The 25,574-nt window shown below is 64.8% G+C and carries 23 protein-coding genes and 1 pseudogene; 14 read left to right on the forward strand and 10 right to left on the reverse strand.

Annotated elements, in window-relative coordinates; translation table 11 throughout:
• The first annotated feature begins 117 nt into the window (after positions 1-117).
• Positions 118-912 (forward strand): enoyl-CoA hydratase-related protein, encoded by a 795-nt coding sequence (locus ABNX08_RS06035; protein ID WP_041680984.1) that lies wholly within the window; start codon positions 118-120, stop codon positions 910-912.
• A 55-nt stretch (positions 913-967) separates the two neighbouring features.
• Here the strand turns inward: ABNX08_RS06035 and ABNX08_RS06040 are convergent, their stop codons facing one another.
• A complete protein-coding gene (locus tag ABNX08_RS06040; protein WP_022534270.1) occupies positions 968-1,489 on the reverse strand; it encodes a MarR family winged helix-turn-helix transcriptional regulator in 522 nt (173 codons plus the stop codon).
• Positions 1,490-1,878: 389 nt separating this feature from the next.
• Here ABNX08_RS06040 and ABNX08_RS06045 point away from each other — a divergent pair, with 389 nt between their 5' ends.
• The 13 genes and pseudogenes from ABNX08_RS06045 to ABNX08_RS06105 form a co-directional block, all read left to right on the forward strand.
• On the forward strand, positions 1,879-3,900 hold the full coding sequence (locus tag ABNX08_RS06045; protein ID WP_022534271.1) for an FAD-dependent oxidoreductase: 2,022 nt from the start codon (positions 1,879-1,881) through the stop codon (positions 3,898-3,900).
• A 25-nt stretch (positions 3,901-3,925) separates the two neighbouring features.
• Positions 3,926-5,569 carry an AMP-binding protein gene (locus ABNX08_RS06050; protein WP_349609366.1) on the forward strand — a complete coding sequence of 548 codons (1,644 nt, stop codon included), beginning with the start codon at positions 3,926-3,928 and terminating at the stop codon, positions 5,567-5,569.
• 23 nt (positions 5,570-5,592) lie between these two features.
• Positions 5,593-6,360, forward strand: coding sequence for a glucose 1-dehydrogenase (locus tag ABNX08_RS06055; RefSeq protein WP_041680985.1), 768 nt, complete (start codon positions 5,593-5,595; stop codon positions 6,358-6,360).
• Positions 6,361-6,365: 5 nt separating this feature from the next.
• Positions 6,366-7,187: a 2-ketocyclohexanecarboxyl-CoA hydrolase gene (gene badI / locus ABNX08_RS06060; RefSeq protein ID WP_022534274.1), complete on the forward strand. Its 822-nt coding sequence runs from the start codon at positions 6,366-6,368 to the stop codon at positions 7,185-7,187.
• Positions 7,184-7,954, forward strand: coding sequence for an enoyl-CoA hydratase/isomerase family protein (locus ABNX08_RS06065; protein WP_022534275.1), 771 nt, complete (start codon positions 7,184-7,186; stop codon positions 7,952-7,954). The genes badI and ABNX08_RS06065 overlap by 4 nt, the downstream gene beginning before the upstream one ends.
• A gap of 204 nt (positions 7,955-8,158) precedes the next feature.
• Entirely contained in the window at positions 8,159-9,949 is a 1,791-nt protein-coding gene (locus ABNX08_RS06070; protein ID WP_349609362.1) for an acyl-CoA dehydrogenase, read from the forward strand.
• A gap of 81 nt (positions 9,950-10,030) precedes the next feature.
• Positions 10,031-10,369, forward strand: a complete 339-nt coding sequence (locus tag ABNX08_RS06075; protein ID WP_051369689.1) for a hypothetical protein — start codon at positions 10,031-10,033, stop codon at positions 10,367-10,369.
• Positions 10,370-10,585: 216 nt separating this feature from the next.
• Positions 10,586-11,785, forward strand: coding sequence for an ABC transporter substrate-binding protein (locus ABNX08_RS06080; RefSeq protein WP_022534278.1), 1,200 nt, complete (start codon positions 10,586-10,588; stop codon positions 11,783-11,785).
• Positions 11,786-11,884: 99 nt separating this feature from the next.
• The gene (locus ABNX08_RS06085) at positions 11,885-12,655 is read left to right on the forward strand and encodes an ABC transporter ATP-binding protein (protein ID WP_349609356.1); all 771 of its coding nucleotides are present in this window, start codon (positions 11,885-11,887) and stop codon (positions 12,653-12,655) included.
• Between the two features lie 10 nt (positions 12,656-12,665).
• Positions 12,666-13,391 carry an ABC transporter ATP-binding protein gene (locus ABNX08_RS06090; RefSeq protein WP_022534280.1) on the forward strand — a complete coding sequence of 242 codons (726 nt, stop codon included), beginning with the start codon at positions 12,666-12,668 and terminating at the stop codon, positions 13,389-13,391.
• Between the two features lie 14 nt (positions 13,392-13,405).
• Positions 13,406-14,290, forward strand: a complete 885-nt coding sequence (locus ABNX08_RS06095) for a branched-chain amino acid ABC transporter permease (RefSeq protein ID WP_041681304.1) — start codon at positions 13,406-13,408, stop codon at positions 14,288-14,290.
• Positions 14,291-14,322: 32 nt separating this feature from the next.
• Positions 14,323-15,333: a branched-chain amino acid ABC transporter permease gene (locus tag ABNX08_RS06100; protein WP_349609635.1), complete on the forward strand. Its 1,011-nt coding sequence runs from the start codon at positions 14,323-14,325 to the stop codon at positions 15,331-15,333.
• Between the two features lie 449 nt (positions 15,334-15,782).
• Positions 15,783-16,319 (forward strand): annotated as a pseudogene (locus ABNX08_RS06105) (IS110 family transposase); the annotation flags it as partial.
• 423 nt (positions 16,320-16,742) lie between these two features.
• On the opposite strand, the gene ABNX08_RS06110 reads toward ABNX08_RS06105, so the two are convergent.
• From ABNX08_RS06110 to ABNX08_RS06150, 9 genes are read right to left on the reverse strand one after another with little or no spacing between them, the layout of a single operon-like run.
• Positions 16,743-17,732 carry an NADPH:quinone oxidoreductase family protein gene (locus tag ABNX08_RS06110; protein ID WP_022534284.1) on the reverse strand — a complete coding sequence of 330 codons (990 nt, stop codon included), beginning with the start codon at positions 17,730-17,732 and terminating at the stop codon, positions 16,743-16,745.
• Between the two features lie 2 nt (positions 17,733-17,734).
• Complete coding sequence (locus tag ABNX08_RS06115) at positions 17,735-18,847, reverse strand: CaiB/BaiF CoA-transferase family protein (protein ID WP_022534285.1); 1,113 nt, start codon at positions 18,845-18,847, stop codon at positions 17,735-17,737.
• Positions 18,844-19,500, reverse strand: coding sequence for a 3-hydroxyacyl-CoA dehydrogenase family protein (locus ABNX08_RS06120; RefSeq protein WP_022534286.1), 657 nt, complete (start codon positions 19,498-19,500; stop codon positions 18,844-18,846). The genes ABNX08_RS06115 and ABNX08_RS06120 overlap by 4 nt, the downstream gene beginning before the upstream one ends.
• 1 nt (position 19,501) lies before the next feature.
• Positions 19,502-20,377, reverse strand: coding sequence for a 3-hydroxyacyl-CoA dehydrogenase family protein (locus tag ABNX08_RS06125; protein ID WP_022534287.1), 876 nt, complete (start codon positions 20,375-20,377; stop codon positions 19,502-19,504).
• A gap of 9 nt (positions 20,378-20,386) precedes the next feature.
• On the reverse strand, positions 20,387-21,553 hold the full coding sequence (locus ABNX08_RS06130) for an acyl-CoA dehydrogenase family protein (protein ID WP_022534288.1): 1,167 nt from the start codon (positions 21,551-21,553) through the stop codon (positions 20,387-20,389).
• Positions 21,554-21,567: 14 nt separating this feature from the next.
• Positions 21,568-22,320 (reverse strand): SDR family NAD(P)-dependent oxidoreductase, encoded by a 753-nt coding sequence (locus ABNX08_RS06135; protein WP_022534289.1) that lies wholly within the window; start codon positions 22,318-22,320, stop codon positions 21,568-21,570.
• Positions 22,313-23,083: an enoyl-CoA hydratase/isomerase family protein gene (locus ABNX08_RS06140; protein ID WP_022534290.1), complete on the reverse strand. Its 771-nt coding sequence runs from the start codon at positions 23,081-23,083 to the stop codon at positions 22,313-22,315. Before ABNX08_RS06140 ends, ABNX08_RS06135 begins: the two co-directional genes overlap by 8 nt.
• A gap of 2 nt (positions 23,084-23,085) precedes the next feature.
• The gene (locus tag ABNX08_RS06145; protein ID WP_041681306.1) at positions 23,086-24,768 is read right to left on the reverse strand and encodes an AMP-binding protein; all 1,683 of its coding nucleotides are present in this window, start codon (positions 24,766-24,768) and stop codon (positions 23,086-23,088) included.
• A gap of 16 nt (positions 24,769-24,784) precedes the next feature.
• Entirely contained in the window at positions 24,785-25,564 is a 780-nt protein-coding gene (locus ABNX08_RS06150) for an enoyl-CoA hydratase-related protein (protein WP_022534292.1), read from the reverse strand.
• Positions 25,565-25,574 lie beyond the last annotated feature (10 nt).

A 25,574-nucleotide genomic window follows, 5' to 3' on the forward strand; every position in this document is an offset into this window, starting at 1 on the left:
GGGCGGCATGGGCGATCACGAGTCCGGGAGATCCCCCGCGAGATTGACGGTTCCAGTGCCATGCAGCGAATCCGGATTCACGACACCTTGGCCGACCTCGGAAGACAGGAGCTCACCGTGCACTTCACCAACATCGATTTGACGCTCCTGGACGGAGTGGCCACGATCACGCTGAACCGGCCCGACAAGCTGAACAGCCTCAATGAAGAAATCATGGTGGAACTCAGCCGCGCACTGGCGGCTGTCGAGGGAAATGCCGAAGTTCGGGTCCTGGTCCTGACCGGAGCCGGGCGCGCCTTCTGCGCAGGCCAGGACCTGGCCGATCCGGCCATGCAGGTGGTCGATGGCAAGCTGCCTGACATCGGCGCACTGGTGGAGCGGCACTTCAAGCCGATGGTGATGCGCCTGCAGAATCTCCAGGTGCCGACCATTGCGGCGGTGAATGGCCTCGCGGCCGGCGGCGGCGCATCGCTGGCACTGGCATGCGACCTGGTCGTGGCGGCGAAATCGGCCTATTTCCTGCAGGCGTTTTCCCGGATCGGGCTGACGCCGGATACCGGCAGCACCTGGTTCTTGGTGCACAAGGTGGGGATGCAGCGGGCGCTCGGTCTCGCTTACCTGGCTGACAAGCTGCCCGCCGAAAAAGCAGCGGAGTGGGGTTTGATCTGGCAGGTGTTCGACGACGCGCAATTCGAGGCGGAGGCAGATCGCCTCGCAGCCCAGGTGGCCGCCATGCCGACCAAGGCCCTGGTGCGAACGCGCCAGCTGATGCACGCTGCCCGCGGCCATACCCTGGAGCAGCAGCTTTCGATGGAAGCCACCTTCATTCGGGAAATGGGCTGGAGTGAGGACTACCAGGAAGGCGTAAAGGCCTTTGCTGAGAAACGCCCCGCCAAATTCACGGGCTGCTAGGCTGACCCGCTTTCCACTTCCTTGTCAGGCCGTCGCGTTGCCTTGCCTGCCGTGCTCAGTCATGCGCAGGCGTGACCGCCTGCTCGAGATCGTCGCCCGAAGCCTCTTCGTCAAGGCTCACACTCGCCATCCCTGCATTGAGCTGGTTCAGGAAGTGAACGAGTGACACCTTGTCATCGAAGCGGAAGCTCGTGAGCGCCTGGCGATAGAACTCATAAATCTTCGGCTGAAGGCCGTTCCAGAATTCCCGCCCTTTCGGCGTCAGCACGACCTTCTTTGCGCGCCTGTCGACTGTGTCCGCAACGCGCAGGACGTGGTCGTCGCGCTCCAGCCGCTTCAGGACGCCGTCCAGGCTCTGCCGACTCACGACCAGGTACTCCGCAAGATCGGAGAACGACATGCCGTCCGCCACTTGCGAGCGCGACAGCGCGCCCAGGACGGACCACTGGACCGTGGTGATGCCGAGCGTCTTGATCGTCTGCCTGTCCAGCGTATTGCCCGCCTGGAACAAGCGAAAGAACAGCCGGTTGTGGACTGACGAGACGGACTGGTCGTACGAGGGATCGAAGTTTGTCATGGATTGGCTCGAGGCCGGCGCGGGGTCCTGCGCTGCGCCGTAACGCCGTCTATTTTAAGGCGCCGCGAGGCGCGCACCTATTTTGATGCCGGCCCGGCGGTCTCGCCGGGGCCGGGCCAGTGCGCTTTGGCCTCGGCGGGCAGTACGTCCGGGCGCCAGGCTGCCAGGTCAAGGCGGGTGGCAGCACCGCCTGTACGTGCTTGTTAGGCAACAATGGTTCGCAAAGTATGACATGTAAGTGATATGAAGTGCGTCGCGGCAGTGCCTTGTACCTCAATATAGATCAGGATTTTCCCCAGATCGATCTTAAAAATACATCAAGATCTTGACGTATATTCCGGGCGTGCCTAGTATGTGTTCAACCCTCTCAAAACACATAGAGACACCCCATGCAGACGCTCGACAAGATCCTTACCCCGCTGGCCGTCGGCTCGACTGTGCTGGCCAACCGCATGGTCATGGGGGCGATGCATACGCGGCTTGAGACGCTGGATCGCCCCCATGAACGACTTGCAGCGTTCTACGCGGCCAGGGCTGCGGGCGAAATCGGCCTGATCCTCAGCGGCGGCTTCTCCCCGAACCCGGAAGGCGTGATGGAAGAAGGCGGGCCCATGTTCAACAGCCCGGAGCAGCTCGATGAGCACCGGGCGGTGACGCAGGCAGTGCATCAGGCCGGCGGCAAGATCATCCTGCAGATCCTTCACGCCGGCCGCTATGCCAAGGTGCCGACTTGTGTTGCCCCGTCGCCGGGCAAGGCGCGGATCAACACCTATCCGCCCCACGCGCTGAGCACCGAAGAGGTGTGGCGCACCATCGCAGACTTCGTCAACACCGCGGCCCTTGCCGTCGAGGCGGGTTACGACGGGGTGGAGATCATGGGATCGGAGGGCTACCTGATCAATGAATTCACCGCGGCCCTGACCAACCAGCGCAGCGACGAATTCGGCGGCAGCTTCGAAGGGCGTATCCGCTTTCCGCTCGAGGTGGTGCGCGCCGTCCGCGAACGCCTCGGGCAGGCCCCGATGCTGATCTATCGCATCTCCTCGATTGACCTGGTCGAAGGCGGAATGACCGGCGCGGAGATTGCGTCGTTCGCCAGGCAAGTCGAAGCAGCGGGCGCCGACATGATCAATACCGGCGTCGGCTGGCACGAATCGGCCGTGCCGACGATCGGGGCCACCGTGCCGCGTGCGGCATGGCGCGAGGCCATCCGCAATGTCAAGCAATCGGTCGGTATTCCGGTGATGGCTTCCAACCGTATCAATACGCCGGAGGTTGCCGAGGAACTGATCGCTTCCGGGGTGGCGGACCTGGTCTCCATGGCGCGCCCGCTGCTGGCGGATCCGGACTTCGCCAAAAAGGCGCGCCTCGGCATCAGCGATGAGATCAACACCTGCATCGCCTGCAACCAGGCCTGCCTTGACCGCATCTTCACCGAGCGCACCGCAACCTGCCTGGTCAACCCGCGCGCCGGTCGCGAGATCGAGTTCCCGATCGGGCTGGCGTTGAAGCGCAAGCGGATCGCGGTGGTCGGCGGCGGTCCCGCCGGGATGGCCTTTGCGATCAACGCCACGGAGCGTGGGCATGACGTCACGCTGTTCGAAGCCGACAAGCAACTGGGTGGCCAGCTGAACCTGGCCAAGTCGGTGCCGGGCAAGGCGGAATTCCACGAAATGCTGCGGTACTTCCGGGTCCGGCTGGAAAAGCTGGGCGTCACGCTGCGCCTGGGCCAGCCGGCTACCGCGGACGAGCTGAGCGGGGGCGCATTCGACGAGATCGTGCTGGCGACCGGCGTGAGGCCGCGCGTACCGGACTTCGCTGGTGTCGACCATCCGAAAGCCGTGTCCTATATCGATGTCCTTTCCGGCAAGGTCGAGGTCGGCCAGCGGGTCGCGATCATCGGGGCGGGGGGCATCGGCTTCGATGTCGCCGAGTTCCTGCTGGGAGATGCCGAGGAGTCGCTCGATGCGCAAGCGTTCTTCCGCGCCTGGGGCGTGGACGCATCGAACGCGAACTCCGGCGGACTCGCGCCCGCGGCGGACCATCCCGCACCGCGGCGCAGCGTCCACATGTTCCAGCGCAAGGCGGAGCCGCTCGGCAAGCGCCTCGGCAAGTCGACGGGCTGGATTCTCAAGGCGAAGCTGCGCAAGGCCAATATCGCGATGACCGCCGGTGCCACGTACGACGCCATCAACGATGAAGGGTTGCACTACACGGTCGATGGCAGGGCGCATGTGCTGCCGGTGGACCACGTGGTGCTGTGCGCGGGCCAGAGCTCCAATCGCGATCTCTACGACCAGCTCATGGCCCGGGGCGCAGCGCCAAGGCTGATCGGTGGCGCCGATGTCGCCAGCGAGCTGGATGCCCTGCGGGCCATCGACCAGGCCACCCGACTTGCCGTCACAGTTTGAGTAAAAGCAGCAGCCGGAGACACTAATGCTGACGAAATACGATCAAGGCCTGCATAAACGCCAGGCGAACTTCGTACCCCTGACACCGCTGCATTTCCTGCGCCGCGCGGCGGATGTCTTCCCCGACCGGGATGCGGTCATTTACCAGGATCGGCGCTATACATGGCGCCAGTACGCGGACCGGTGCTACCAGCTGGCCCGGGCGCTGATCACGGCCGGCGTGGAGCGGGGCGATACGGTCTCCGTCATTGCCCCGAACGTTCCCGAGATGCTGGAGGCCCACTTTGGCGTGCCGCTTTCGGGCGCCGTGCTGAACAGCATCAATATCCGCCTTGACGCGCCCGCCATCGCGTTCATCCTGCAGCATTCGGAAACGCGCATCCTGCTGGCCGATACCCAGTTCGCCGCGACCGTGCGCGAGGCGGTGGCGCAGACCGGCATGCCGATCCAGGTGATCGACATCCGCGATCCGGCCTCCGGTGCGGAGGACACTGTCGGCGCCCTCGACTACGAGGCCTTCCTGGCATCGGCTGCTGACGTCGAGTTGCGCTACCCGGAAGACGAATGGGATGCCATCGCGCTGAACTACACCTCCGGCACTACCGGCAGCCCCAAGGGCGTGGTCTACCACCATCGCGGTGCCTACCTGAACGCCCTGGGTCAATCGATCAACGCGGGCCTCGCCGGCGCCGACCCGGTCTACCTGTGGACGCTGCCGCTGTTCCACTGCAACGGATGGTGCTTTGCCTGGGCCATGGCGGCCATGGGCGGCACCCACATCTGCCTGCGCAAGGTGGTGGCAAAGGATATCTACGACGCCATCGCCACGCATGGCGTGACGCATCTGTGCTGCGCGCCGACCGTGCTCGATTTCCTGATCGACGGCAAGCCTGAAGGCTGGTCGAAGCCGTCGCGGCCAATCCGGATCGTCTGTGCCGGGGCCTCGCCGCCGACGGCGGTGCTGCGCAGGATCTCGGCCCTCGGCTTTGCGCTGCTGCACGTGTACGGCATGACGGAAATGCACGGCGTCAACACCCTTTGCCAGCCGCAGCGGGAATGGGAAGGCGAAGGCGAGGACGGCTACTTTTCCCACCTGTCGCGCCAGGGCGTACGCAGCGTGGTGATGGAAGAGATGACGGTGGTCGATGCCGCCTTCAACCCGATCCCGCGCGACGGCAAGGCCATTGGCGAAGTGATGTTCCGCGGCAACCTGGCCATGAAGGGATACCTGAAGAATCCCGAGGCTACCGAGGATGCGTTCGCCGACGGCTGGTACCACACCGGTGACCTGGCCGTGGTCCACAGCGACGGCTATATCGAAATCAAGGATCGCGCCAAGGACATCATCATTTCTGGCGGCGAGAACATTTCCTCCCTTGAGGTCGAGGAGGTTCTCTATACCCATCCGGCAGTGCAGAACGCGGCGGTCGTGGCCGTGCCCGATGCGAAGTGGGGCGAGGTGCCGTGCGCGATGCTGGAACTCAAGCCCGAATACGCCGGCACGCTCAACGCGGAAGACGTCATCCAGTACTGCCGCCAGCGGCTGCCCGGATTCAAGACGCCCCGGCACGTTGTATTCGAGCCGTTGCCGCGTACGGCAACGGGCAAGCTCCAGAAGTTTGCGCTGCGCAAGATGGCCGCGGAAATCTTGTCGAATCGAATTCAGTAGGAATGGAAACAGGAGATAACAGTATGCGAGGTCTGAACGAAAAGCTCGTCGTGATCACCGGCGCTGCCGGTGGCATCGGCAAGGCATTGTGCAAGCGCTTCTGCGACGAAGGCGCGCATGTGGTCGCGGTGGATGTCAATGCGGGCGCGCTGGAAAATCTGAGCGCCGAACTGAAGGAACACAGCAGGCAGCTCACGCAGCTGCAGCTCGACATTACCGATCATGCGGCCGTGACCGCGGCGATCGGCAAGGTCGCTGAGAAACACGGCGGCATCGATGCGCTGGTCAACAACGCGGGCTGGGACGTCGCCATGCAGTTCCTGGAGACCACCCCGGAATTCTGGCAGAAGGTGATCGGCATCAACCTGCTGGGGCCGCTGAACCTGCACCACGCTGTGCTGCCGTGGATGGTCAAGCGCAAGCAGGGGAAGATCGTCAATATCTCGTCGGATGCGGGCCGGGTCGGCTCGTCGGGCGAGTCGGTGTATTCGGCGTGCAAGGGCGGCGTCATCGCTTTCAGCAAGACCATCGCCCGCGAATGCGCGCGCAACAACATCAACGTCAACGTGGTGTGCCCTGGCCCGACCGATACGGCGCTGCTGCAGTCCTTCCTCGGCGAGGGCGAGTTCGGCCAGAAGATCTATGAAGGGCTGAAGCGCGCGATCCCGCTCAAGCGCCTGGGCCAGCCCGAGGACATTCCCGGCATCGTGGCATTCCTCGCCAGTGACGACGCCAACTTCATTACCGGCCAGGTTATCAGCGTCTCTGGCGGCCTGACCATGCACGGTTGAGAACCATGAACGAATATACCGACATCCTCTATGAAGTGCGCGAAGGTGTGGCGCGCATCACCATCAACCGTCCGCAGAAGTACAACGCCTTCCGTGGCCGCACCTGTGACGAGCTGATTCACGCGCTGAATGCGGCCTCGTGGGACAAGTCGGTCGGCGTGGTCGTGCTGACCGGTACCGGCGAGAAGGCATTCTGCACTGGCGGCGACCAGTCCGCGCACGACGGTGGCTACGACGGCCGCGGCGTGATCGGCCTGCCGGTCGAGGAGCTGCAGGGCATCATCCGGGAATGTCCCAAGCCCGTGATCGCGCGCGTCAATGGCTATGCCATCGGCGGCGGCAATGTGCTGGTGACCTGCTGCGACCTGGCGATCGCTTCCGAAACCGCGCAGTTCGGCCAGGTCGGCCCCAAGGTTGGCTCGGTCGATCCCGGCTTCGGTACGGCCTTGCTGGCTCGCGTCGTCGGCGAGAAGCGTGCCCGCGAGATCTGGTTCCTGTGCCGGCGCTACACCGCCGCCGAGGCGCTGGCCATGGGTTTGATCAACGCCGTGGTACCCGCCGACCAGCTCGACGCCGAGGTGGACAAGTGGTGCCAGGAAATCCTCGCCATGAGCCCGACCGCCCTGGCGATCGCCAAGCGCTCCTTCAATGCCGATACGGACTCGATCCGCGGTATTGGCGGGCTGGGCATGCAGGCCCTGGCGCTTTACTACGGCACGGCTGAGTCGCAGGAGGGCGTCCATGCCTTCCTGGAGAAGCGCAAGCCGCGTTTCCGTGACGTCTACCAGGGGAAGGTTGCCGGCGACGGTGGGGAGAACAAGTCATGACGATCGGCCTGCACTATATCGACGACGTGGCGGTGCTGACACTCGACCGGCCGGCGGCGCTCAATGCGCTGAACTCCGGCATGATCCAGACACTGTCGAAGTGCATTGATGCCATCACCGATTCCGACGTCCGGGCGGTACTGGTGGTCGGCGGCGGCGACCGGGCATTCTGTGCCGGTGCCGACATCGGTGAGCTGTGCGGCAGGACGGCATCGCAACATGGTGACGGCGCTGCGCTGGGACAGGGCACGTTCTCCAGGCTGGCTGCCCTGCGGGTACCGACGGTTGCGGTGATCCGCGGCGCGGCGCTGGGCGGCGGCCTGGAGCTGGCCATGTCCTGCAGCCACCGGGTGGCAGTCGCCGGCGCCAGGCTGGGTTTGCCGGAGATCAAGCTCGGCCTGATCCCCGGCTATGGCGGGACCCAGCGCCTGCCGCGCCTGGTCGGAACCGACAAGGCGATGGAACTGATCCTCTCCGGTCGCCTTGTCTCTGCCGACGAGGCGCTGGAGATCGGCCTGGTCGACAAGCTGGTCGAGGATGGCGATGCCGTGAGCATTGGCCTGGCATTCCTCGCCTCGCTTGCGGAAGGGCGGCCCGCCGCGGTCCACCTCGCCCGCGAGGCGGTCCGGCGTGCGGCAACGCTGGACCTTGAGGCCGGCCTGCGGGCGGAAGCCGAACTCTTTGTCCTGGCCACACAGACAGGCGACGCCGGCGAAGGCATCAACGCCTTCCTGGAAAAGCGGGCCCCACGCTTCACCGGCCGCTGAAATGCAGTTGCCGGAGGGCGGCATCTACGCCCGCCCCCGGCGTCCCCCTGCGCATATCGGGTATTGCCCTGCCACAGGGCGCGAATCAGACGGCGCTCCTCAGCCGCACGCCTGATTCAGGGACACCCGAGCTCCTCCAATCCCGGACGCGTTTGCCCGACGAACTGAACCGGCCAGGCGTGTCCCCCCATACGCGAGACCCCAATGACATACGTAGCACCGCTCAAGGACCTCCTCTTCAACATCGAGCACCTGGCTGGCCTGGACGAACTCGCCCGGCTGGATGGCTTCGAGGACGCCGGCATCGAGACGGCAGCCGCCGTGCTGGAAGCGTGCGCCCGTTTCAACGAGGCGGTGATCGCGCCCCTCAACGCCAGCGGCGACCGCGAGCCTGCGACCCTGGTCGATGGGGGTGTGAAGACGAGCCCCGGCTTGCGGCAGGCCTTCCGCCAGTACGCGGAAGCCGGATGGCTGGGCGTCCAGCATCCTCCGCAATACGGCGGGCAAGGTTTGCCGAAGGTGATCGGGGCAGCGTGTTCGGAGATGGTGAACTCCGCCAACCTGAGCTTCGCGCTGTGCGCACTGCTCAGCGACGGCGCCATTGCCGCGCTGGCCGCAGCTGGCTCGGAGGCGATGCGCCAGACGTACCTGCACAAGCTGGTCTCGGGACAGTGGACGGGCACCATGAACCTGACCGAGCCGCAGGCGGGCAGTGACCTGTCGCTGGTGCGCACGCGCGCCGAGCGCCAGGAGAATGGGACCTACAAGCTGTTCGGCACCAAGATCTTCATCACCTACGGCGACCATGACCTGACCGAGAACATCGTGCACCTGATGCTTGCCCGGGTCGCAGGCGCGCCCGAGGGCATCAAGGGCATCAGCATGTTCATGGTGCCGAAGGTCCTGGTCCAGGCGGACGGGAGCCTGGGCGAACGCAATGACGTGCATGCCACCAGTCTCGAGCACAAGCTTGGCATCAAGGCGAGTCCGACGGCGGTGATGCAGTACGGGGACCATGGCGGCGCAACCGGCTACCTGATTGGCGAGGAGAACCGCGGCCTGGAGTACATGTTCCAGATGATGAACTCGGCACGCTTTGCCGTCGGCGTGCAGGGCGTCGCCATTGCCGAGCGCGCGTACCAGCAGGCCGTGGCGTATGCGAGCGAGCGCGTGCAGGGCCGTCCGGTGGATGGATCGGCCGCGGGCAGTGTCGCCATCATCCGGCACCCGGACGTCCGCCGGATGCTGATGGAAATGCGCGCCCGCATCGAGGGCTGCCGGGCGATGCTGCTGGTCGCGGCTGCCGCCGACGACCAGGCCTGCCGCCACCCTGACGCCGGGGTCAGGCAGGCCCAGCATGCGTTCTACGAGTTCCTGCTGCCGCTGATCAAGGGCTACTGCACGGAAATGGGCGTGCAGGTCACGTCGCTGAATATCCAGGTCCATGGTGGCATGGGCTTCATCGAGGAAACCGGCGCCGCGCAGTACTACCGCGACGCCCGCATCCTCCCGATCTATGAAGGCACCACCGCCATCCAGGCAAACGACCTGGTGGGTCGCAAGACGATCCGCGATGGCGGTGCGATGGCGCGGGCGATCGCCGCGCAGATCGAGCAGACCGAGGCGCAACTCGCGCAGCGGGATGGCGCGGCCGCGGCCTCGGTCAGGGCCGGCCTGGCACATGCGCGGGAGGCCTTCCTCGATGTCGTCGGGTATGTCGTGCGCGAGGGGGCACAAGCCCCCAATGCGGTCTATGCCGGAAGCGTTCCTTACCTGACCCTGGCGGGTGAACTGGTGGCTGGGTGGCTGTTGGCACGTGCGTTGCTTGTTGCCGACGAGTATGCGGCGCGTGGTGAAGCGAAGGCATTCATGGAGGCGAAGGTGGCCACCGCGCGTTTCTTCGCGGAGCACATCCTCGCGCAGGCCGGCGCACACCGCCATCGCATCCTGCATGGGGCCGACAGCGTGCTGGCTATCCCGCCGGAACTGTTCTGACAACCCACAGGCGAGGCGCTGCAATACAAGGAGTGGACGGTGGCAGGCGCAAGGCAATCGATACGGTCAACGCAGTCCGAGATGTGTATTGCAGAGATGCTCCACCACATCCGGGCCGCGGTGCGTGCCATCCAGTCGGAAGCCAGGCAGCAAAGGCCGGACGATGGCAACGCAGTGACGCGGCGGCTTAGCCGCCTGCTGGCGCTGGCTATCCAGCAGGAATCCCCACTCGATATCGCGGTGATCCTCGGCAGTGCCGCGGAGCTTCGGTATTTTCCGGATGACGTGGCGTTCGAGCGCTGCACGCGGACGGTCCAGTGCCTTGGAAGCAAGGCAATGCGCGCCGTGGTCTGGGCGGTACGCCATCGGTGTGCCCGCGCTGGCGGCGCCGAACACCGGCGCTTTGTCGTTGAGTCCTGAGCCGCTGTCGCGGCCTTCGAGAGCACCAGGACTGTAGTTTCCGAGGACATGTGCGTGGGCACGAATGTCCTCGTCAAGCCGGCGAAGACACAGAAATCCCCGATTTCTGCCGGTTTTCAGGGGTTCCAGGGCTGGCATCGTTGTTGCAGAGAAAGAAGAAGGCTGCCCTGTCCGCAGCGGCAGCCCACGACGATAACGTACGACTGGAGACATTCAATGAAGACTACGGTGCTGCGCACATGCGCGCTGGCTTGCCTGGCAACGCTCTGCCATCCGGCGCTGGCGGAGGAGCCCTTCCGGATCGGCGCCCTCGTAGATATGACGGGCGTGTACTCAGGTATTGGCGGGCCGGGCGGGGTCGCCGCGGTCAAGATGGCGGTCCAGGATTTCGGCGGCAAGGTTCTCGGCAGGCCCATCGAGGTCCTGAGCGCGGACTACCAGAACAAGGTCGATGTGTCCGCGACCCGGGCGCGGGAGTGGTATGACCGCAATAACGTCGAGATGATCATCGAGTCCACCGACTCGGCTTCGGCGCTGGCGCTGCAGAAGCTCGGCGCAAGCAAGAAGAAGATCACCATCTTCGCGGGTTCCGCCACGACCGAACTCACGGGCAAGCAGTGCTCGCCTTATGGTGTGCACTACGTCTACAACACCTATGCTTTGGCCAACGGCACGGCGCGGGCGATCGTCGAGGAAGGCAAGAAGGACTGGTTCTTCGTGACCGCTGACTATGCCTTCGGCCATTCGCTGGAAGCCAGTGCCGTCGCGGTGGTCGAGCAATCCGGCGGCAAGGTGAGCGGGAAGGTCCGACACCCGCTCTCGGCATCGGATTTTGCTTCGTTCCTGCTGCAGGCGCAGTCGTCCAAGGCGCAGGTCATCGCACTGGCCAATGCCGGGCGCGATACCCAGAACGCGGTGCGCCAGGCCGCGGAGTTCGGCCTGGGAACAGGAAAGCAGGTGGTTGCGCCCCTGCTGATTTTCGATAGCGACCTGAAGGGTATGGGCCTGAAGGCGTCGCAGGGCCTCCAGTTCACCACGGCCTTCTACTGGGACTACAACGACGAGACCCGGGCTTTCGGGAAGAAATTCTTTGCCCAGACCAAGTCGATGCCGACCATGGTCCAGGCCGGCATGTACTCCGCCGTTATCCACTACCTCAAGGCCGTGCAGACCGTCGGCAGCGCGGACCCCGACAAGGTCATGGCGAAGATGCGCGAGACGCCGGTCAACGACTTCTTTGCCAAGGGCGGCCGTATCCAGGCCAACGGGCAGATGGTCCACGACATGTACCTCGCCGAAGCCAAGGGACCGGCGGAGTCGAAGGGCGAGTGGGACCTGATGAAGATCCGCAAAGTGATTCCGAAGGACAAGGCGTTTGAACCGCTGGCACAGAGCGCCTGCCCGCTGAAGGGCTGACGCGCCGCGTCTGTCCCTGATCCCCGCTTGAAGGGAATCCCGGTGGCCAAGGCCACCGGAGGCCCTGTTTTGTCCTTCATCCGAGCGCTTCCACTTCCCATGTCAGATCTCATCCTGCAGACAACGCAACTGTCGAAGGCCTTCAGGGGCTTTACGGCGGTCAGCGATGTCAACCTGCAAGTACGCCGCGGGTCGATCCATGCATTGATCGGGCCCAACGGCGCGGGCAAGACCACTTGCTTCAACCTGCTCACCAAGTTCCTGGAGCCGACCACCGGCACCATCCTATTCAACGGCATCGACATCACCCGCGAGAAGCCCGCGCAGATCGCGCGCCGCGGCGTGATCCGTTCCTTCCAGATCTCGGCGGTGTTCCCGCACCTGACGGTGATGGAGAACGTGCGCATCGGCCTGCAGCGCCAGCTTGGCACCGCGTACCAGTTCTGGCGCAGCGAGCGCTCGCTGAACGTGCTCAACGACCGCGCCATGGAACTGCTCGAGCAGGTCGGGCTGACCGAGTTCGCGCAAACCGTCACGGTGAACCTGCCGTACGGCCGCAAGCGCGCGCTCGAGATCGCCACCACGCTGGCGATGGAGCCCGAGCTGATGCTGCTGGACGAACCCACGCAGGGCATGGGCCATGAGGACGTGGACCGCGTCACGCAGCTGATCAGGAAGGTCTCGGCGGGCCGCACCATCCTGATGGTGGAGCACAACATGAGCGTGGTGTCGTCGATCGCGGACAAGATCACGGTGCTGCAGCGCGGCGCGATCCTGGCCGAGGGCCCTTACGCTGAAGTGTCGAAGGACCCGCGCGTGATGGAGGCCTACATGGGCACCGTCGACGCGGAACTGCAAGGCGCGCACTGAGGGGCACGACATGACGACATCGAATACACCTGCCCTCGAAATCAAGGGCCTGGAGGCCTGGTACGGCGAATCGCACATCCTGCACGGCGTGGACCTGACGGTGAACCGCGGTGAAGTGGTCACGCTGCTGGGCCGCAACGGCGCCGGTCGCACCACCACGCTGCGCGCGATCATGGGCCTGACGGGTGCGCGCAAGGGCTCGATCAAGGTCAATGGCCATGAAACCATCAGCCTGCCCACGCACAAGATCGCGCACTACGGCATTGGCTATTGCCCCGAAGAGCGCGCCATCTTCTCCAGCCTCTCATGCGAAGAAAACCTGATGCTGCCGCCCGTGCTCAAGGGCGCGGACACCAGCAAGGGCATGAGCGAGGCGGATATCTACGAGATGTTCCCGAACCTGAAGGAGCGCCGCCAGAGCCAGGGCACGCGTCTTTCCGGCGGCGAGCAGCAGATGCTGGCGGTCGGGCGCATCCTGCGCACGGGTGCCAACCTGCTGCTGCTCGATGAAATCTCGGAAGGGTTGGCACCGGTGATCGTGCAGGCGCTCGCGCGCATGATCCTGATGCTCAAGCAGAAGGGGTACACGGTGGTGATGGTGGAGCAGAACTTCCGCTTCGCCGCGCCGCTGGCCGACCGCTTCTACGTGATGGAGCATGGCAGCATCGTCGAGCGCTTCGCGGCCAGTGAGCTGCAGGCCAAGATGCCGGTGCTGCACGAACTACTTGGAGTGTGAGGCTGACGATGCCCATTGAAATCTTCGGAATACCGCTGCCGGCATTGCTCTCGCAGGTCCTGCTCGGACTGGTCAACGGCGCGTTCTACGCCATGCTCAGTCTCGGCCTGGCCGTGATCTTCGGACTGCTGAACGTCATCAACTTCGCCCATGGCGCCTTGTTCATGCTGGGCGCGGTGCTGGCGTGGATGGGCACGACCTACCTGGGACTGTCCTACTGGGCGATGCTGGTGCTTGCCCCACTTGCCGTTGGCATCCTGGGCGTGGTGCTGGAGCGTCTGCTACTGCGGCGCATCTACAAGCTGGACCATATCTATGGCTTGCTACTGACGCTCGGTGTGACGCTGGTGGTGGAAGGTGTATTGCGCTCGGCCTACGGGGTCTCCGGCCTGCCGTACTCGACGCCGGAAGCGCTCTCCGGCGGGACAAACCTGGGCTTCATGATCCTGCCCAACTACCGCGCCTGGGTCGTCGGTGCATCGCTGTCGGTGTGCCTGGGTTCCTGGTTCCTGATCGAGAAGACCAGGCTCGGCTCCGTGCTCCGCGCGGGAACCGAGAACCCGAAGATCGTGGAGGCGTTCGGCGTCAATGTGCCGCTGCTGATTACGGCGATCTATGGCTTCGGGGTGGCGCTGGCCGGCCTCGCCGGTGTGCTCGCCGCGCCGGTCACGCAGGTTTCCCCGCTGATGGGGCAGAACCTGATCATCCTGGTGTTTGCCGTGGTGGTGATCGGCGGCATGGGTTCGATCCTTGGCGCGGTGCTGACCGGGCTCGGCCTGGGTGTCGTCGAGGGCCTGACCAGGGTGTTCTACCCGGAAGCCTCCTCGACCGTGGTGTTTCTCGTGATGGTCATCGTCTTGCTGTTTCGGCCTGCAGGACTGTTTGGTAAGGAAAAATGATGAGCGGATACTTCTCCACCTCCCGTCTTGCCATGCCGGCCGGATCCGCACCGGGCTCCGCCACGCGCGTGTCCAGATACCTTGGCATCCTGCTGCTGGCCATGCTGGTGCTGGCGCCCCAGGCGGGCGTCTACCCGGTGTTCGTGATGAAGATCCTTTGCTTCGCACTGTTCGCCGCGGCCTTCAACCTGCTGCTCGGCTTTACCGGCCTGTTGTCGTTCGGGCATGCCGCGTTCTTTGGCGGGGCTGGCTATGCAACCGGTTACGCGATGAAGACCTGGGGCGTTTCCGCGGAAGTCGGCCTGCTGGCGGGCGTCGCGACTGCCACGGTAGTTGGCTTGCTGATGGGCTCGCTCGCCATTCGCCGGCAAGGCATCTACTTCTCGATGATTACGCTCGCGCTGGCGCAGATGTTCTTCTTCGTGTGCCTGCAGACGCCGGCCACCGGCGGCGAGGACGGGATGCAGGGCATCCCGAGGGGCAGCCTCTTCGGCGTACTGCCGCTGTCCTCCGACATGACGTTCTACTACGTTGTCGTAGCGATCTTCGTGGCTGCCTTTGCGTTGATCGTGCGCGTCGTCCATTCGCCGTTCGGGCAACTGCTCAAGGCGATCAAGGAGAACGAGGCGCGTGCGGTGTCGTTGGGCTTTGACGCCAACCGTTTCAAGCTGCTGGCCTTTGTTCTGTCGGCGGCGCTGGCTGGCCTGGCGGGGTCGATAAAGGCGTTGGTGCTTGGCTTTGAGACGCTGACGGATGTCCACTGGACTATGTCGGGGACGGTGATCCTGATGACGCTGGTGGGGGGCATGGGTACGCTGACTGGGCCGGTGATTGGCGCGCTGGTCATTGTCGTGCTGGAGAACAAGCTCGGCGATATCGGCGTCGGGCTGGCAAGCCTGACGGGGGTGGAATGGTTCGCGACGCTGGGCGAGTCGGTGACGCTGGTGACCGGGGTGATCTTTATCCTGTGCGTGCTTGCGTTCCGCCGCGGGATCATGGGGGAAGTGCAGGCGTGGATGCGTCGTGCGCCAAGACAGGGCTAGGATTGCGCGATCGGCTGGTCGTTGCTCGACGGCTCGCGCGGCTGGTGACATGTCGTCGTTGTTTGAACCGCTTGGTTCCGCCCTCCTGGGCGGGTCACTTTTGTCCGAGCGACAAAAGTAACCAAAAGCGCGTCGCCTGCGGCTGGCCTTCATCAAGGGGGCGGCGTTGGTGGTTCGGGGCGGTGGTGATTTCCGTTTCTATGTGGTCAGCCGTTCGAGCCTGCTACGCCAGGTGAGTGAGTGACAGTGCCTTGCGAAGGCCCACTTTTGAACGATCCCCATGCAGGGCGTAGGCCGCCTGCTGACTGGGGCATCGCGTCAACGCCTACGGCTGCGCTGCGCGCGGCGCATCAGCTGGGGCGAGGCGGCGGCGCCGGGAAGTGCGTCGCTGCGCTCGCACAGCGCCGACGCACGGGCGCGTGCTCAAGAACAATCGCTGGAGTAATAGGCACAGGACCGATGCTGCCGACGCCAAGGCCATCTGGACCGCGGCGCAGCTGCCCGGCATGCCTGTCGTTGCCCCCAAGAACGAGTCGCAGCAGTGCGTGCTCAGCCTGCACGCACTGCGCCAGTTGCGCGTGAAGATGCGCACCATGCTGGTCAACCAGTTGCGGGGCACGCTGTTTGAATTCGGCGTCCACTTCCCGCGCGGACTGCGCACCGGCCTGCATGAAATCGTCGAGCACATGGCCGACATCGAGCAGAGCGTGCCGCCCATGCTGTTCGAGTTCGTGCACGAACAATTGCAAAGCATCGAACGGCTCGATCAGGAGATTGCCCGCCTCGACCAGCGTATCAACGCCTGGGGCCGGCAGAACCAGGCTTGCCAGACCATCCTCGCTATCCCGGGCATCGGCATGCACACCGCCACGGCCAATGTTGCCACCATTGGCGATGTCCACACCTTCAAGTCCGGCCGGCAACTGGCGGCCTATCTTGGCTTGGTGCCCAAACAAACCGGCACCGGCGGCAAGGTCTGGCTGGGCGCATGACCGGGCTTATGACCGCGACTACGTCTCGGTCAGGCCTGCCTGATGGCAGGCCGGGCTGCAGAGGAGGAAGGCAGGACCCGCCCGCAGGTTGCGACGGTGAGATGAGCATCATGGCAAGACAGGTCGGACCGCGAGAGCGTAAGCCCAACGAGTCACAGGTGCCTCAAAGCACGACCAAAAGATAGGGACGCTGCCGGCGGATATCCATGAAGGCCCGCAGGCTCGCCTGCACCGCAAGGCCGGATATAAGTCTGCAACCAGTCCTGCTCGAGCCAGAATGGTCGTCATACCTTGCAAACCGGGGCGCGTTCATATAAGTGACCCGCCCAGGAGGGCGGAACCAAGCGGTTCAAACAACGACAACATGTCACCAGCAGCGACAGTTGAAAGGCCCGCGGTACATGACGCCGCTTGAGATCAATCGATTGTGAGAACGTACTTGCCAGCGACCTGCCCCGATGCCAGTTTGGTCAGCGCTTCCCCAGCACGGCCCAGCGGCAGCACGCCGGCAATCGGCGGCCGGATAGCCCCTTGCTCATACAGGCTGAAGAGCTTTTCCTGCACCGCCTGGACCTTCCCGGGTTGCCGCTCCCGATAGTCGCTCCACTGCAGTCCGCCTACGCTGATGTTCTTGACCAGCAGGTAGTTGGCCTTGATCTCCGGGATGCGGCCGGCGGCAAAGCCGATGACCACCGCACGACCGCACCATGCCATCGCGCGCAAGGCCGCATCGAACACGTCGCCGCCAAGCGTGTCGAGCAGAACATCCGCACCGTGCCCGCCCGTTGCGGCGCGCACCTGGTCGCGCAGGGCATCCCGCAGGTTCGGCGCCGCCAGGTCGATGACAGCGTCCGCGCCCATCGCCATGACGGCCTTCGCATGTTCGGCGCCGCTGACGCCGGTGAGCGCGGTACCACCAAGTCCCTTCACGATCTGCAGCGCCGCAGAGCCGACGCCACCGGCAGCGCCGGTCACCAGTACCGTTTCACCTTCCTGGTATCCCCCTCGTTCGACAAGAGCGAAGTATGCAGTCTGGTAGACGAGCCCCATCGCCGCGGCATCTTCGAACGACATGCTGTCCGGGATCCGGAAACAAGCGTTCTCGCTGGCACTGACGAGTTCCGCGTACGCACCGTATTCGAGTTGCGCCACCACGCGATCGCCGGGACGCAGCTTCCTGACATCGCTGCCGACCGCGCGCACGACTCCTGCTGCATCCTTGCCCGGTGCAAAAGGGCGCTCGGGCAGTATCTGGTACTTGCCGCGCACCACCAGCAGGTCGGGATAGTTGACCGCGGCGGCGCGGACTTCAATCAGGACACCATCGGCAGGGAGCACCGGATCCGGCAACTCGCCAATGGACAGATGCTCGGGTTCATTGAACTCCTGGATAACGATAGCTTTCATATTTATGGTTCTAGAAGATGGTTGTCGGCGCCAAGGGCGGGCGAGGCCTGCTCGGGGCTAACGTTGCGGAACGCCGCGTCCAACGGAACGGGCAACGCGGACAATGTGGTGCCGGCTGCGGTCCTCACTGTCCGGTCAAACAGATGCCGTGCAGCGAAATGCGGGTCCGCCGCCGCCTCCTCCAGGCTGACCATGCGGCTGGTGCAAACGTCCTGTCCCGCGAAGCGGTCCATCCAGTAGTCAGCTGTATGCTTTGCCACGGCGGCGGCGACAGCCTCGGTCGCCTCTGCCGGCGCGAGCCGATCGAGTGCCGCGGCGTCCAGTCCGATCAGCGTGGTGAAGTTGCCCCAGAACTTTTCTTCGATCGGTGCCGCGGCGAGGAAAGCGCCATCGGCGGTCCGGTAGACCTGATACCGCGGCGAGCCCCCAGTCACAAGGTCCGAGGCGGGGCGGGGCCACTGGCCCCGGGCACCGGCGCCGAGTCCCCAGTACTGGAACGCAAACAGGTTGTCGGCCATGGCGATGTCCAGATGGATGCCTTTGCCGGTCTGCTCGCGTTGGCGCAGGGCCAGCAGGATATTGATCATGGCCGGATACGCGCCGCCGGCAATGTCGGCGATCAGCGCCGGCGGCAGCCCCGGCTTGCCGTCAGCGCCGGCGGTCAGCGACAGCATGCCGGCAGCGGCGACGTAATTCAGGTCATGCGCGGCCTCGTTCGCCCTCGGGCCGTGCTGGCCAAAGCCCGTGATCGAGCAGTACACCAGCCGCGGATTGATCTTCGCGACATCCGCATAGCCAAGCCCCAGCCGGTCCATCACACCGGGCCGAAACTGCTCAAGCAGCACGTCGGCTTCCTGGATCAGCGGCACAAGGCTGTCGATCGCAGCCGGCGATTTCAGATCGATGGCGACGGACTTCTTGCCGCGATTGAGGAGCACGAAGTTGGTACTGTCCGCGTCCGCCTTGGGCTCGTACGATCGCATTTCGTCGCCGCGGCCGGGTCGCTCGAACTTGATGACCTCGGCCCCGGCCTCGGCCAGCAGCAGGGAACACAGCGGCCCGGGCAGCAGGGTGCTGAAGTCCAGCACCTTCACCCCAGTCAATGGTTGGGTCATGGCGTCCCTGCCTTGGCGCGTTCGGCGGCTACGCGGGCCCGGCGAGCGGGTGCATAGGGTTCCTGGCCCAGCGCCTCGTAGAGCGCCTGGGTAACAGCGTAGTGCTGCGCCAGCCCGGTGCGCTCGAGCAGCGAGATCGGGCCTTCCGGATAGCCGAGGCCCAGGCACAGGGTCTTGTCCAGGTCCGCGGCGCTGGCCAGTTTTTCGTCCAGACGCCGCAGTGCCGCGTTGAAGTAGGGCCTGATCAGCCGGTCGACGATGCGGCCGGGAAAGTCATTGCAGACCGCCACCACCAGGCCACTGGCCTGGAATGCCGCCTTGGCAGCCTCGATCGCCGCTGGATCCGTGCCCGGTTGCCGCACCAGTTCAACCAGCGGGCTGGGATCGGCATTGCCCAGCCGGAAGCGGGCGAAGCCAACGACATTCGACCCTTCCAGGCCGCGGCTTTCGCCGGTGTGGAAACCCAGACACTCGGTATCGAGCTCAATGGCCACGAAGGTGCGGGCCTCATGGCCGGTACCGCAGGCATAGGCTGCGCCGGCGCTGGCGCCGAGGTAGACCAGGCCCTCGCCGTCCGCAGTGGATTGTTCCAGGAAGGCGTGCGGGGCAGGGAAGGAGCGGCTCTCGCCGGCTCGAACGATCTCGTATCGCATATCAGGCTCCGAACATCTTGGTATCGCCGTAGACGTGAAAACCTCTGCCGGTCTTCTTGCCAAGGCGGTTGGCGGCGATCATGCGCCGTACCAGCGGCGGGCAGGCGGCGCGCGGCTCATGGGTCAGGCCATGCATGGCCTCGCACAGCAGCTTCTGGGTATCCATGCCGACCAGGTCGAGCAACTCGAGCGGGCCCATCGGATAGCCGAGCGCGGTCTTGATCGCCAGGTCGATATCGGCGGGCTCGGCCACGCCTTGCTCAACCAGCCTGATGGCGTCGTTGTTGAACGGGATCAGGAAGTAGTTGAGGATGAAGCCCGGTGTGTCCTGCGTGGTCACAGGCTTCTGTCCCATGGCTTCGGCAAAGGTCCAGGCACGCCGGAAGGTTTCGTCGGATGTCGCCAGCCCCGGCGACATCTCGATCAGCTTCATCAGTTGCGCCGGCAGGCAGAAGTGCATGCCGACGAAGCGGTCCGGCCGGCCTGAGCCGCCGGCGATCTCGGTGATGGAGATCGTGGAGGTGTTCGACGCAAAGATGGTGCGCTCCGGGCAGACCTGGTCGAGCGCCTGGAACAACTGGTGCTTGACCGCGAGATCCTCGAACACGGCCTCGATGACGATGTCGCACGCCGCAAGGCTGGCCAGGTCGGTGGTGCCTTGCCACCGGTCCAGCGCGGCGGCGGCAGCGCCCGGCGGCAGCTTGCCGCGTTCCTCCGATTTCTTCAGGAATGCCTCGGTCTGGCCTCTGGCGCGGTCAAGCGCCTCTTGCCTGGCATCGAACACGATGGTCCGGAATCCGGCGCGGGCCGCCACGATGGCGATCCCGGCCCCCATGGTGCCGGCGCCGGCCACGCCGACGGTTTGGATAGTTGTCACCGTTGTCTCCTACTTCTTCAAGAAACTGCGTCCGATCAGCTGGCGGTGCACCTGGTTCGTGCCCTCCCAGATCTGCGTGATCTTGGCGTCGCGCATCAGCCGTTCGACGCGATAGTCGTTGCAGTAGCCGTAGCCACCCAGAAGCTGCACGGCATCCGTCGTGATCCGCATGGCGGCATCCGATGCGCGCTGCTTCAGCATCGAGGCCTCCACGCCGAAGTCTTTCTCGCCGGCGTCGACCATCTCGCCGACGCGCCATAGCCACGATTCGCACAGCGCCAGTTCCGAGGCGAGGTCGGCCAGCATGAACTGGATGCCCTGGAATTCCAGGATCCGCTTGCCCGATTGCCGGCGCTCGTTGATATACGCAACGGCATCCTCGAAGGCCGCGCGGGCGATGCCCAGCGCATGCGCAGCGACGCTGGGCCGCGAGCGGTTCAGCGAGCCGAACAGGATGCGCAGGCCATCCCCGGGATTGCCGATCAGGTTGGCGCGCGGCACGCGGCAGCCATCGAATGCCAGGCTGGCGGTGCTGGAGGCGCGTGTGCCCATCTTGTGCTCCGTGCCCAGCACGCGCAGCCCCTCGGTGCCTTTCTCCATGATCAGCACCGAAATGGCTGCCTTCGGATCGCTGATCTCCGACCACTTGCCGAACAGCAGGTACTGGTCGGCGACGTCGCCGTTGGTGATAAAGGTCTTGCCACCGTCGATGACGATGTCGTCGCCGTCAGGGGTAAAGCTGGTGCGCATGCCGGTCGCGTCGGAGCCGGCCGACGGCTCGGTGATCGCCAGTGAAGCGAGACCGCCCTCTGCAATCCGTGGCAGCAGACGGGCCTTCTGTTCCTCGCTGCCGTATTCGATCAGCGGCTTGATGGCATGGAAGTTTGTCGCCCAGACGATGCCGGTCGAGGCGCACGCTTTGGAGATCTCCCGCACGCAAGCGAGGTAGCAGAGATAGGAGAGTTGAGCGCCACCGTAGGCGTCGGGGATGAACATCGCGTTCAGCCCCAGCGCATTGATCGCCTGCACGTTCTCCCAAGGGAAGGCGCCAGTGCGGTCATACTCGGCCGCGCGCGGTGCGATCTGCGTTTCACAGAGATGCCTGACGCTGTCGAGGATCATCCGCTCTTCATCGGAGAGGGGCAGGCGGGCGTCCAGTCGTTCCAGAATGTTCATGCGTGCATCCTTGATCAAAGGGCCATGCCCTGGCCACCGTCGACATAGAGCGTCTCGCCGGTCAGGAAACGTCCGGGCAACTGGAACAGCATGGCGACAAGCCGGCCAATGTCGGCGGCTTGCCCCGGTCCGCCGGCCGGAATGCGTTTCTTCAGGAACGCTTGCAGCGCCTCCCCGTTCAGCTCCTCCCGGTTCAGGTCCGTCTCGATATACCCGGGCGCGATATTGAGGACGCGGATGCCGTTGCGGGCCCATTCCACGGCGAGGCAGCGCGAGATCGCACCCACGGCGGCCTTGGATGCGCAGTAGGCGGCGTTGCCCTTGACGCCCAGCTTGTCGTAGAACGATCCGATATTGACGATCAGCGACGAACCGCTCTCGCACAGGTAGGGGTAGGCGGCCTGGCTGGCGAGCAGCACCGAGGTGGCATTGGTCGTCATCACCCGCTCGAAGTCTGCAATCGGAAAGGTTGCGGACGCGCCTTGCAGATGGATGCCCGCGTTGTTGACCAGGCCCACCACCGGCTTGCCGAACATTGCCGGCACCGCGGCGAACGCAGCCTGGACCGAGTCCGGGTCAGTGATATCGCAGCGCCTGGCGCGCACCCTGCTTTGCGCTGCTTCGTCCAGCCCTTGCAGATCGGGAAGCTCGCCGGAGCGGGACAGGCATGCCACGTGCAAGCCGGCGCTGGCAAGCTCGATTGAGATGGATGCACCGATACCGCGGCTGCCGCCCGTCACGATGACCGTACCGTTGATCTCAGGCATCTTTGAACTCCGGCGTGCGTTTTTGGAGGAATGCGCGCATGCCTTCCGCCGCATCGGCGGTCTGGTAGGCAAGGGTGGACAGGTCGGCTTCGATGTCTAGGCCTTCGTCCAGCGTGGTTGCCATGCCGCGTGCGACGGCCTCGCGGGCAAACAGCGATGCGCACCGGCTGTAGCCGACGAAATCGGCCATGAAGGCTTTGCCGAGTTCCACCGGTTCGCCTTCCGGCACGACCCGGTTGACCAGGCCCCAACGCTCGGCCTCGATGGCATCCACCGTCCGACCCGACATCACCAGTTCGGTGGCGCGCGCCTCGCCCACCAGGCGCGGCAGCCGCTGGGTGCCGCCGTAGCCGGGAATCAGGCCAAGCTTGATCTCCGGCAGGCCCATGCGCGCCTTGACGGTGGCGATGCGGAAGGTACAGGCCATGGCCAGTTCGAGGCCGCCGCCGAAGGCGTAGCCGTGCAGCACCGCCACGGACGGGATCCGCAGCGCGGCCAGCTTGGCGAAGGTGCGCTGGCCCAGATGGGCGCCGAGCCGCTGCGCCATCAGGTCCCTGTCCATCAGCTCCTTGATGTCGGCGCCGGCACAGAAGGCCTTGGGGCCGGCGCCGGTGACGATCAGCGCGCGCGCATCGGATGCGGCCACCTGGTCAAGGGTGTATGACAGGGCCTCGATCATCGTGAACTGCAATGCGTTCAGTGCGTCGGGCCGGTTCAGGGTCAGGACCGCATACGGGCCGGAATACTTGATGTCAATTGCCATGTTTATGCTCCCGCGACGGCCCGTGCCCGATACCGGACCGCCGTCGGCTTCAGTTGTCCGCGCAGGGTCATCTCGACCAGTTCGCGTTTGAGAATCTTCCCGCTGGCAGTCAGCGGGAAGCTGTCGAGTCCGAGGAAGTACTCGGGCATGTCGTACTTGGACAAGCCGCAGCCCGCGAGGTGTTCCAGCATGTCGCTCGCCGGCAGCTCCTGCCCGGCGCGCACGATGACCGCCAGGCAGACCTTCTCGCCCAGTCGCTCGTCCTGCACCGGGTAGGCCGCGGCGCGTTCCACCTTGGGATGGCGCATGGCGAGTTCCTCGATCCGTGCCGGGTGGATGTTGTGTCCGCCCCGGATGATCAGGTCCTTCTTGCGCCCGACGATCACCACGCAGCCGTTCTCATCGACGATGCCGAGGTCCCCACTCATAAACCAGCCATGGATGTTGAACGAGGTCTCGGTAGCGACCTGGTTGCTGAAGTACCCGAGCATCAAAAGGCCGCCGCGCCCGCCGATCTCGCCGACTTCGCCGACTTCGGCTTCTTCGTCGATGTTGTCCTGCTTCCAGAGCTTCACCTCGTAGCCCCGGCACGCGCGACCGCAGGTGGACACGATGGTGTCCTGCGTGTCGGTCGGAACGGTGTAGTTGTGCGACCCGTTCTCGGTCATGCCATACACGTTCTGCGGCGTCACGCCCAGGCTGACGAACTTCTGCGCGACTTCGCGGGGAATGGCCGCACCGGCCATGTAGAAGGTGCGGACCTCGCCCAGCGACGTCATGTTGCGGTCGCGTAGCGCCTGCAGGATGTCCATCGCATGGGTGGGTACGCCCATCACGTAGGTCGCGCCCGTTTCAAGGATCCAGTCGAGCGCGTGCTTGCCGGCGCGCAGGTTGGTCATCACCATCTCCAGCCCGGCCACCAGCATCTGCTCCATGGCGACCGTCGCAATGTGGTGGCTCATGGGGCTGAGTGTCAGCAGCGTGGTATCGGCCGTGTGGCCCCAGTCTTCGACCAGCGCACGGCCATTCGCCAGCAGCGTGTTGTCGCTGTGCATGACGCCCTTGGGCAGGCCGGTTGTGCCCGATGTGAAGGCGAGATAGACGATCTTGTCCGGATTCAGGTCCGGGGTGGAAAGGGCAGAGGGGGGCTGCCTGTCCGGGAACGGCAGGGCGCCCTCCGGCAGTGCGGCATCGCCGGCAGCCGGATTGGGCAGCGCAAGCACGCAGGCCAGCGTCGGGATATCCGCCACCCTGGCGAAGATGGAGTTGCGATCGGCGTCGGCGCCATAGCCCGGCATCGCGAACAGCGCGCGGCACTGGATGCGGTTCAGCAGCGTGCAGATCTCGTCGACAGTGTAGTTCTGGTGCAGCGACGGGCAGCAGACGTAGCCATTGCGCGAGCACGCCAGGAAAATGATGGTCGCATGCACGACGTTGGGCAGCCAGATGCCGACGCGGTCGCCGGGCTTCAGGCCCTGGCGATGGAGCGCTTCGGCGACGCTGTCGACCCAGTCGACCACTTCCCGCCAGGTCAGCCTGACATCGGCATCGCGCAATGCGCAGGAGGTGGGACGCTCGCGCGCATGGCGCCGGGCCAGCGTGTACAGCGTCTCCTGCTGCCAGATGCCCGATAAATAGTAGTCCCTCGCATTCTGCGGGTTGTGAAGGGTCAGGATGTTCTGCATGATGGTCACCCGTACTTCAATGTCCGAACTTCGAGGGGTCGGGCTTGCGGCGCTCGGCGAAGGCGGCTGCCAGCTCGTCGTGCTCGTTCGATTCGAGGTAGCCGCGCAACAGCAGGTCGTGCGCCATCCGGGACAGGCCGCTCACGCCGCCGTGGCGCGCATTGAAGGCGCTCTTCAGCGAGGCCAGCGCAAACGCGCCGCGCTCGGCGACCTCCAGGGCATACTCCCGGGTCGCCGCGCGCAACTGGTCATCGGGGACGACACGGTTGATCAAGCCGATCTCGACCGCCTCCTGAGCGGTGATCTTCGGGTTGCGGTACCAGATGTCCTTGGCGCGCTTCTTTCCGACCAGGTCCTCCAGGTACCACGTGCCGTAGCCAGCGTCGAAGCTGCCGACCATCGGGCCCACCTGGCGGAAGATCGCGGACGCCTTCGCGATGGTCAGATCGCAGACGACCTGCAGCACATTGCCCCCGCCGACCGCAAAGCCATTGACCGACGCAATGACGGGCTTTTGCAATCGGTCGATGCTCTCGTACATCTCAAGCGTCGGCAGCACCCCGGCATAGAGCGTGGTGTCCTGCATGCCGTCCTTGCGGCCACCGGTGCAGAAGAACTTGTCGCCGGCACCGGTGATCACGATCACGCGCGTACGGGTTTCACGGCGGATCGCGTTGATGCAATCGCGAATCTCGTGGCACATGGTCTCCGTGAACATGTTGCCGTCATCCGGCCGGTTCAGCGTGATCGTGCCGATGGGGCCGTCTTCTTCGTAGAGGATTTCCGAGTAGCTCATTTTGTCTCCT

The organism is Cupriavidus sp. DF5525 (assembly GCF_040149425.2).
In the GTDB taxonomy this organism is placed as follows: Bacteria; Pseudomonadota; Gammaproteobacteria; order Burkholderiales; family Burkholderiaceae; genus Cupriavidus; species Cupriavidus pickettii_A.

Bases quoted from the DNA above. Each gene is read 5' to 3' on its own strand.
- ABNX08_RS06040 (WP_022534270.1), bottom strand. From the start codon at position 1,489: ATGACAAACTTCGATCCCTCGTACGACCAGTCCGTCTCGTCAGTCCAC.
- ABNX08_RS06045 (WP_022534271.1), top strand. From the start codon at position 1,879: ATGCAGACGCTCGACAAGATCCTTACCCCGCTGGCCGTCGGCTCGACT.
- ABNX08_RS06050 (WP_349609366.1), top strand. From the start codon at position 3,926: ATGCTGACGAAATACGATCAAGGCCTGCATAAACGCCAGGCGAACTTC.
- ABNX08_RS06055 (WP_041680985.1), top strand. From the start codon at position 5,593: ATGCGAGGTCTGAACGAAAAGCTCGTCGTGATCACCGGCGCTGCCGGT.
- badI (WP_022534274.1), top strand. From the start codon at position 6,366: ATGAACGAATATACCGACATCCTCTATGAAGTGCGCGAAGGTGTGGCG.
- ABNX08_RS06065 (WP_022534275.1), top strand. From the start codon at position 7,184: ATGACGATCGGCCTGCACTATATCGACGACGTGGCGGTGCTGACACTC.
- ABNX08_RS06070 (WP_349609362.1), top strand. From the start codon at position 8,159: ATGACATACGTAGCACCGCTCAAGGACCTCCTCTTCAACATCGAGCAC.
- ABNX08_RS06075 (WP_051369689.1), top strand. From the start codon at position 10,031: ATGTGTATTGCAGAGATGCTCCACCACATCCGGGCCGCGGTGCGTGCC.
- ABNX08_RS06080 (WP_022534278.1), top strand. From the start codon at position 10,586: ATGAAGACTACGGTGCTGCGCACATGCGCGCTGGCTTGCCTGGCAACG.
- ABNX08_RS06085 (WP_349609356.1), top strand. From the start codon at position 11,885: ATGTCAGATCTCATCCTGCAGACAACGCAACTGTCGAAGGCCTTCAGG.
- ABNX08_RS06090 (WP_022534280.1), top strand. From the start codon at position 12,666: ATGACGACATCGAATACACCTGCCCTCGAAATCAAGGGCCTGGAGGCC.
- ABNX08_RS06100 (WP_349609635.1), top strand. From the start codon at position 14,323: ATGCCGGCCGGATCCGCACCGGGCTCCGCCACGCGCGTGTCCAGATAC.
- ABNX08_RS06110 (WP_022534284.1), bottom strand. From the start codon at position 17,732: ATGAAAGCTATCGTTATCCAGGAGTTCAATGAACCCGAGCATCTGTCC.
- ABNX08_RS06115 (WP_022534285.1), bottom strand. From the start codon at position 18,847: ATGACCCAACCATTGACTGGGGTGAAGGTGCTGGACTTCAGCACCCTG.
- ABNX08_RS06120 (WP_022534286.1), bottom strand. From the start codon at position 19,500: ATGCGATACGAGATCGTTCGAGCCGGCGAGAGCCGCTCCTTCCCTGCC.
- ABNX08_RS06130 (WP_022534288.1), bottom strand. From the start codon at position 21,553: ATGAACATTCTGGAACGACTGGACGCCCGCCTGCCCCTCTCCGATGAA.
- ABNX08_RS06135 (WP_022534289.1), bottom strand. From the start codon at position 22,320: ATGCCTGAGATCAACGGTACGGTCATCGTGACGGGCGGCAGCCGCGGT.
- ABNX08_RS06140 (WP_022534290.1), bottom strand. From the start codon at position 23,083: ATGGCAATTGACATCAAGTATTCCGGCCCGTATGCGGTCCTGACCCTG.
- ABNX08_RS06145 (WP_041681306.1), bottom strand. From the start codon at position 24,768: ATGCAGAACATCCTGACCCTTCACAACCCGCAGAATGCGAGGGACTAC.
- ABNX08_RS06150 (WP_022534292.1), bottom strand. From the start codon at position 25,564: ATGAGCTACTCGGAAATCCTCTACGAAGAAGACGGCCCCATCGGCACG.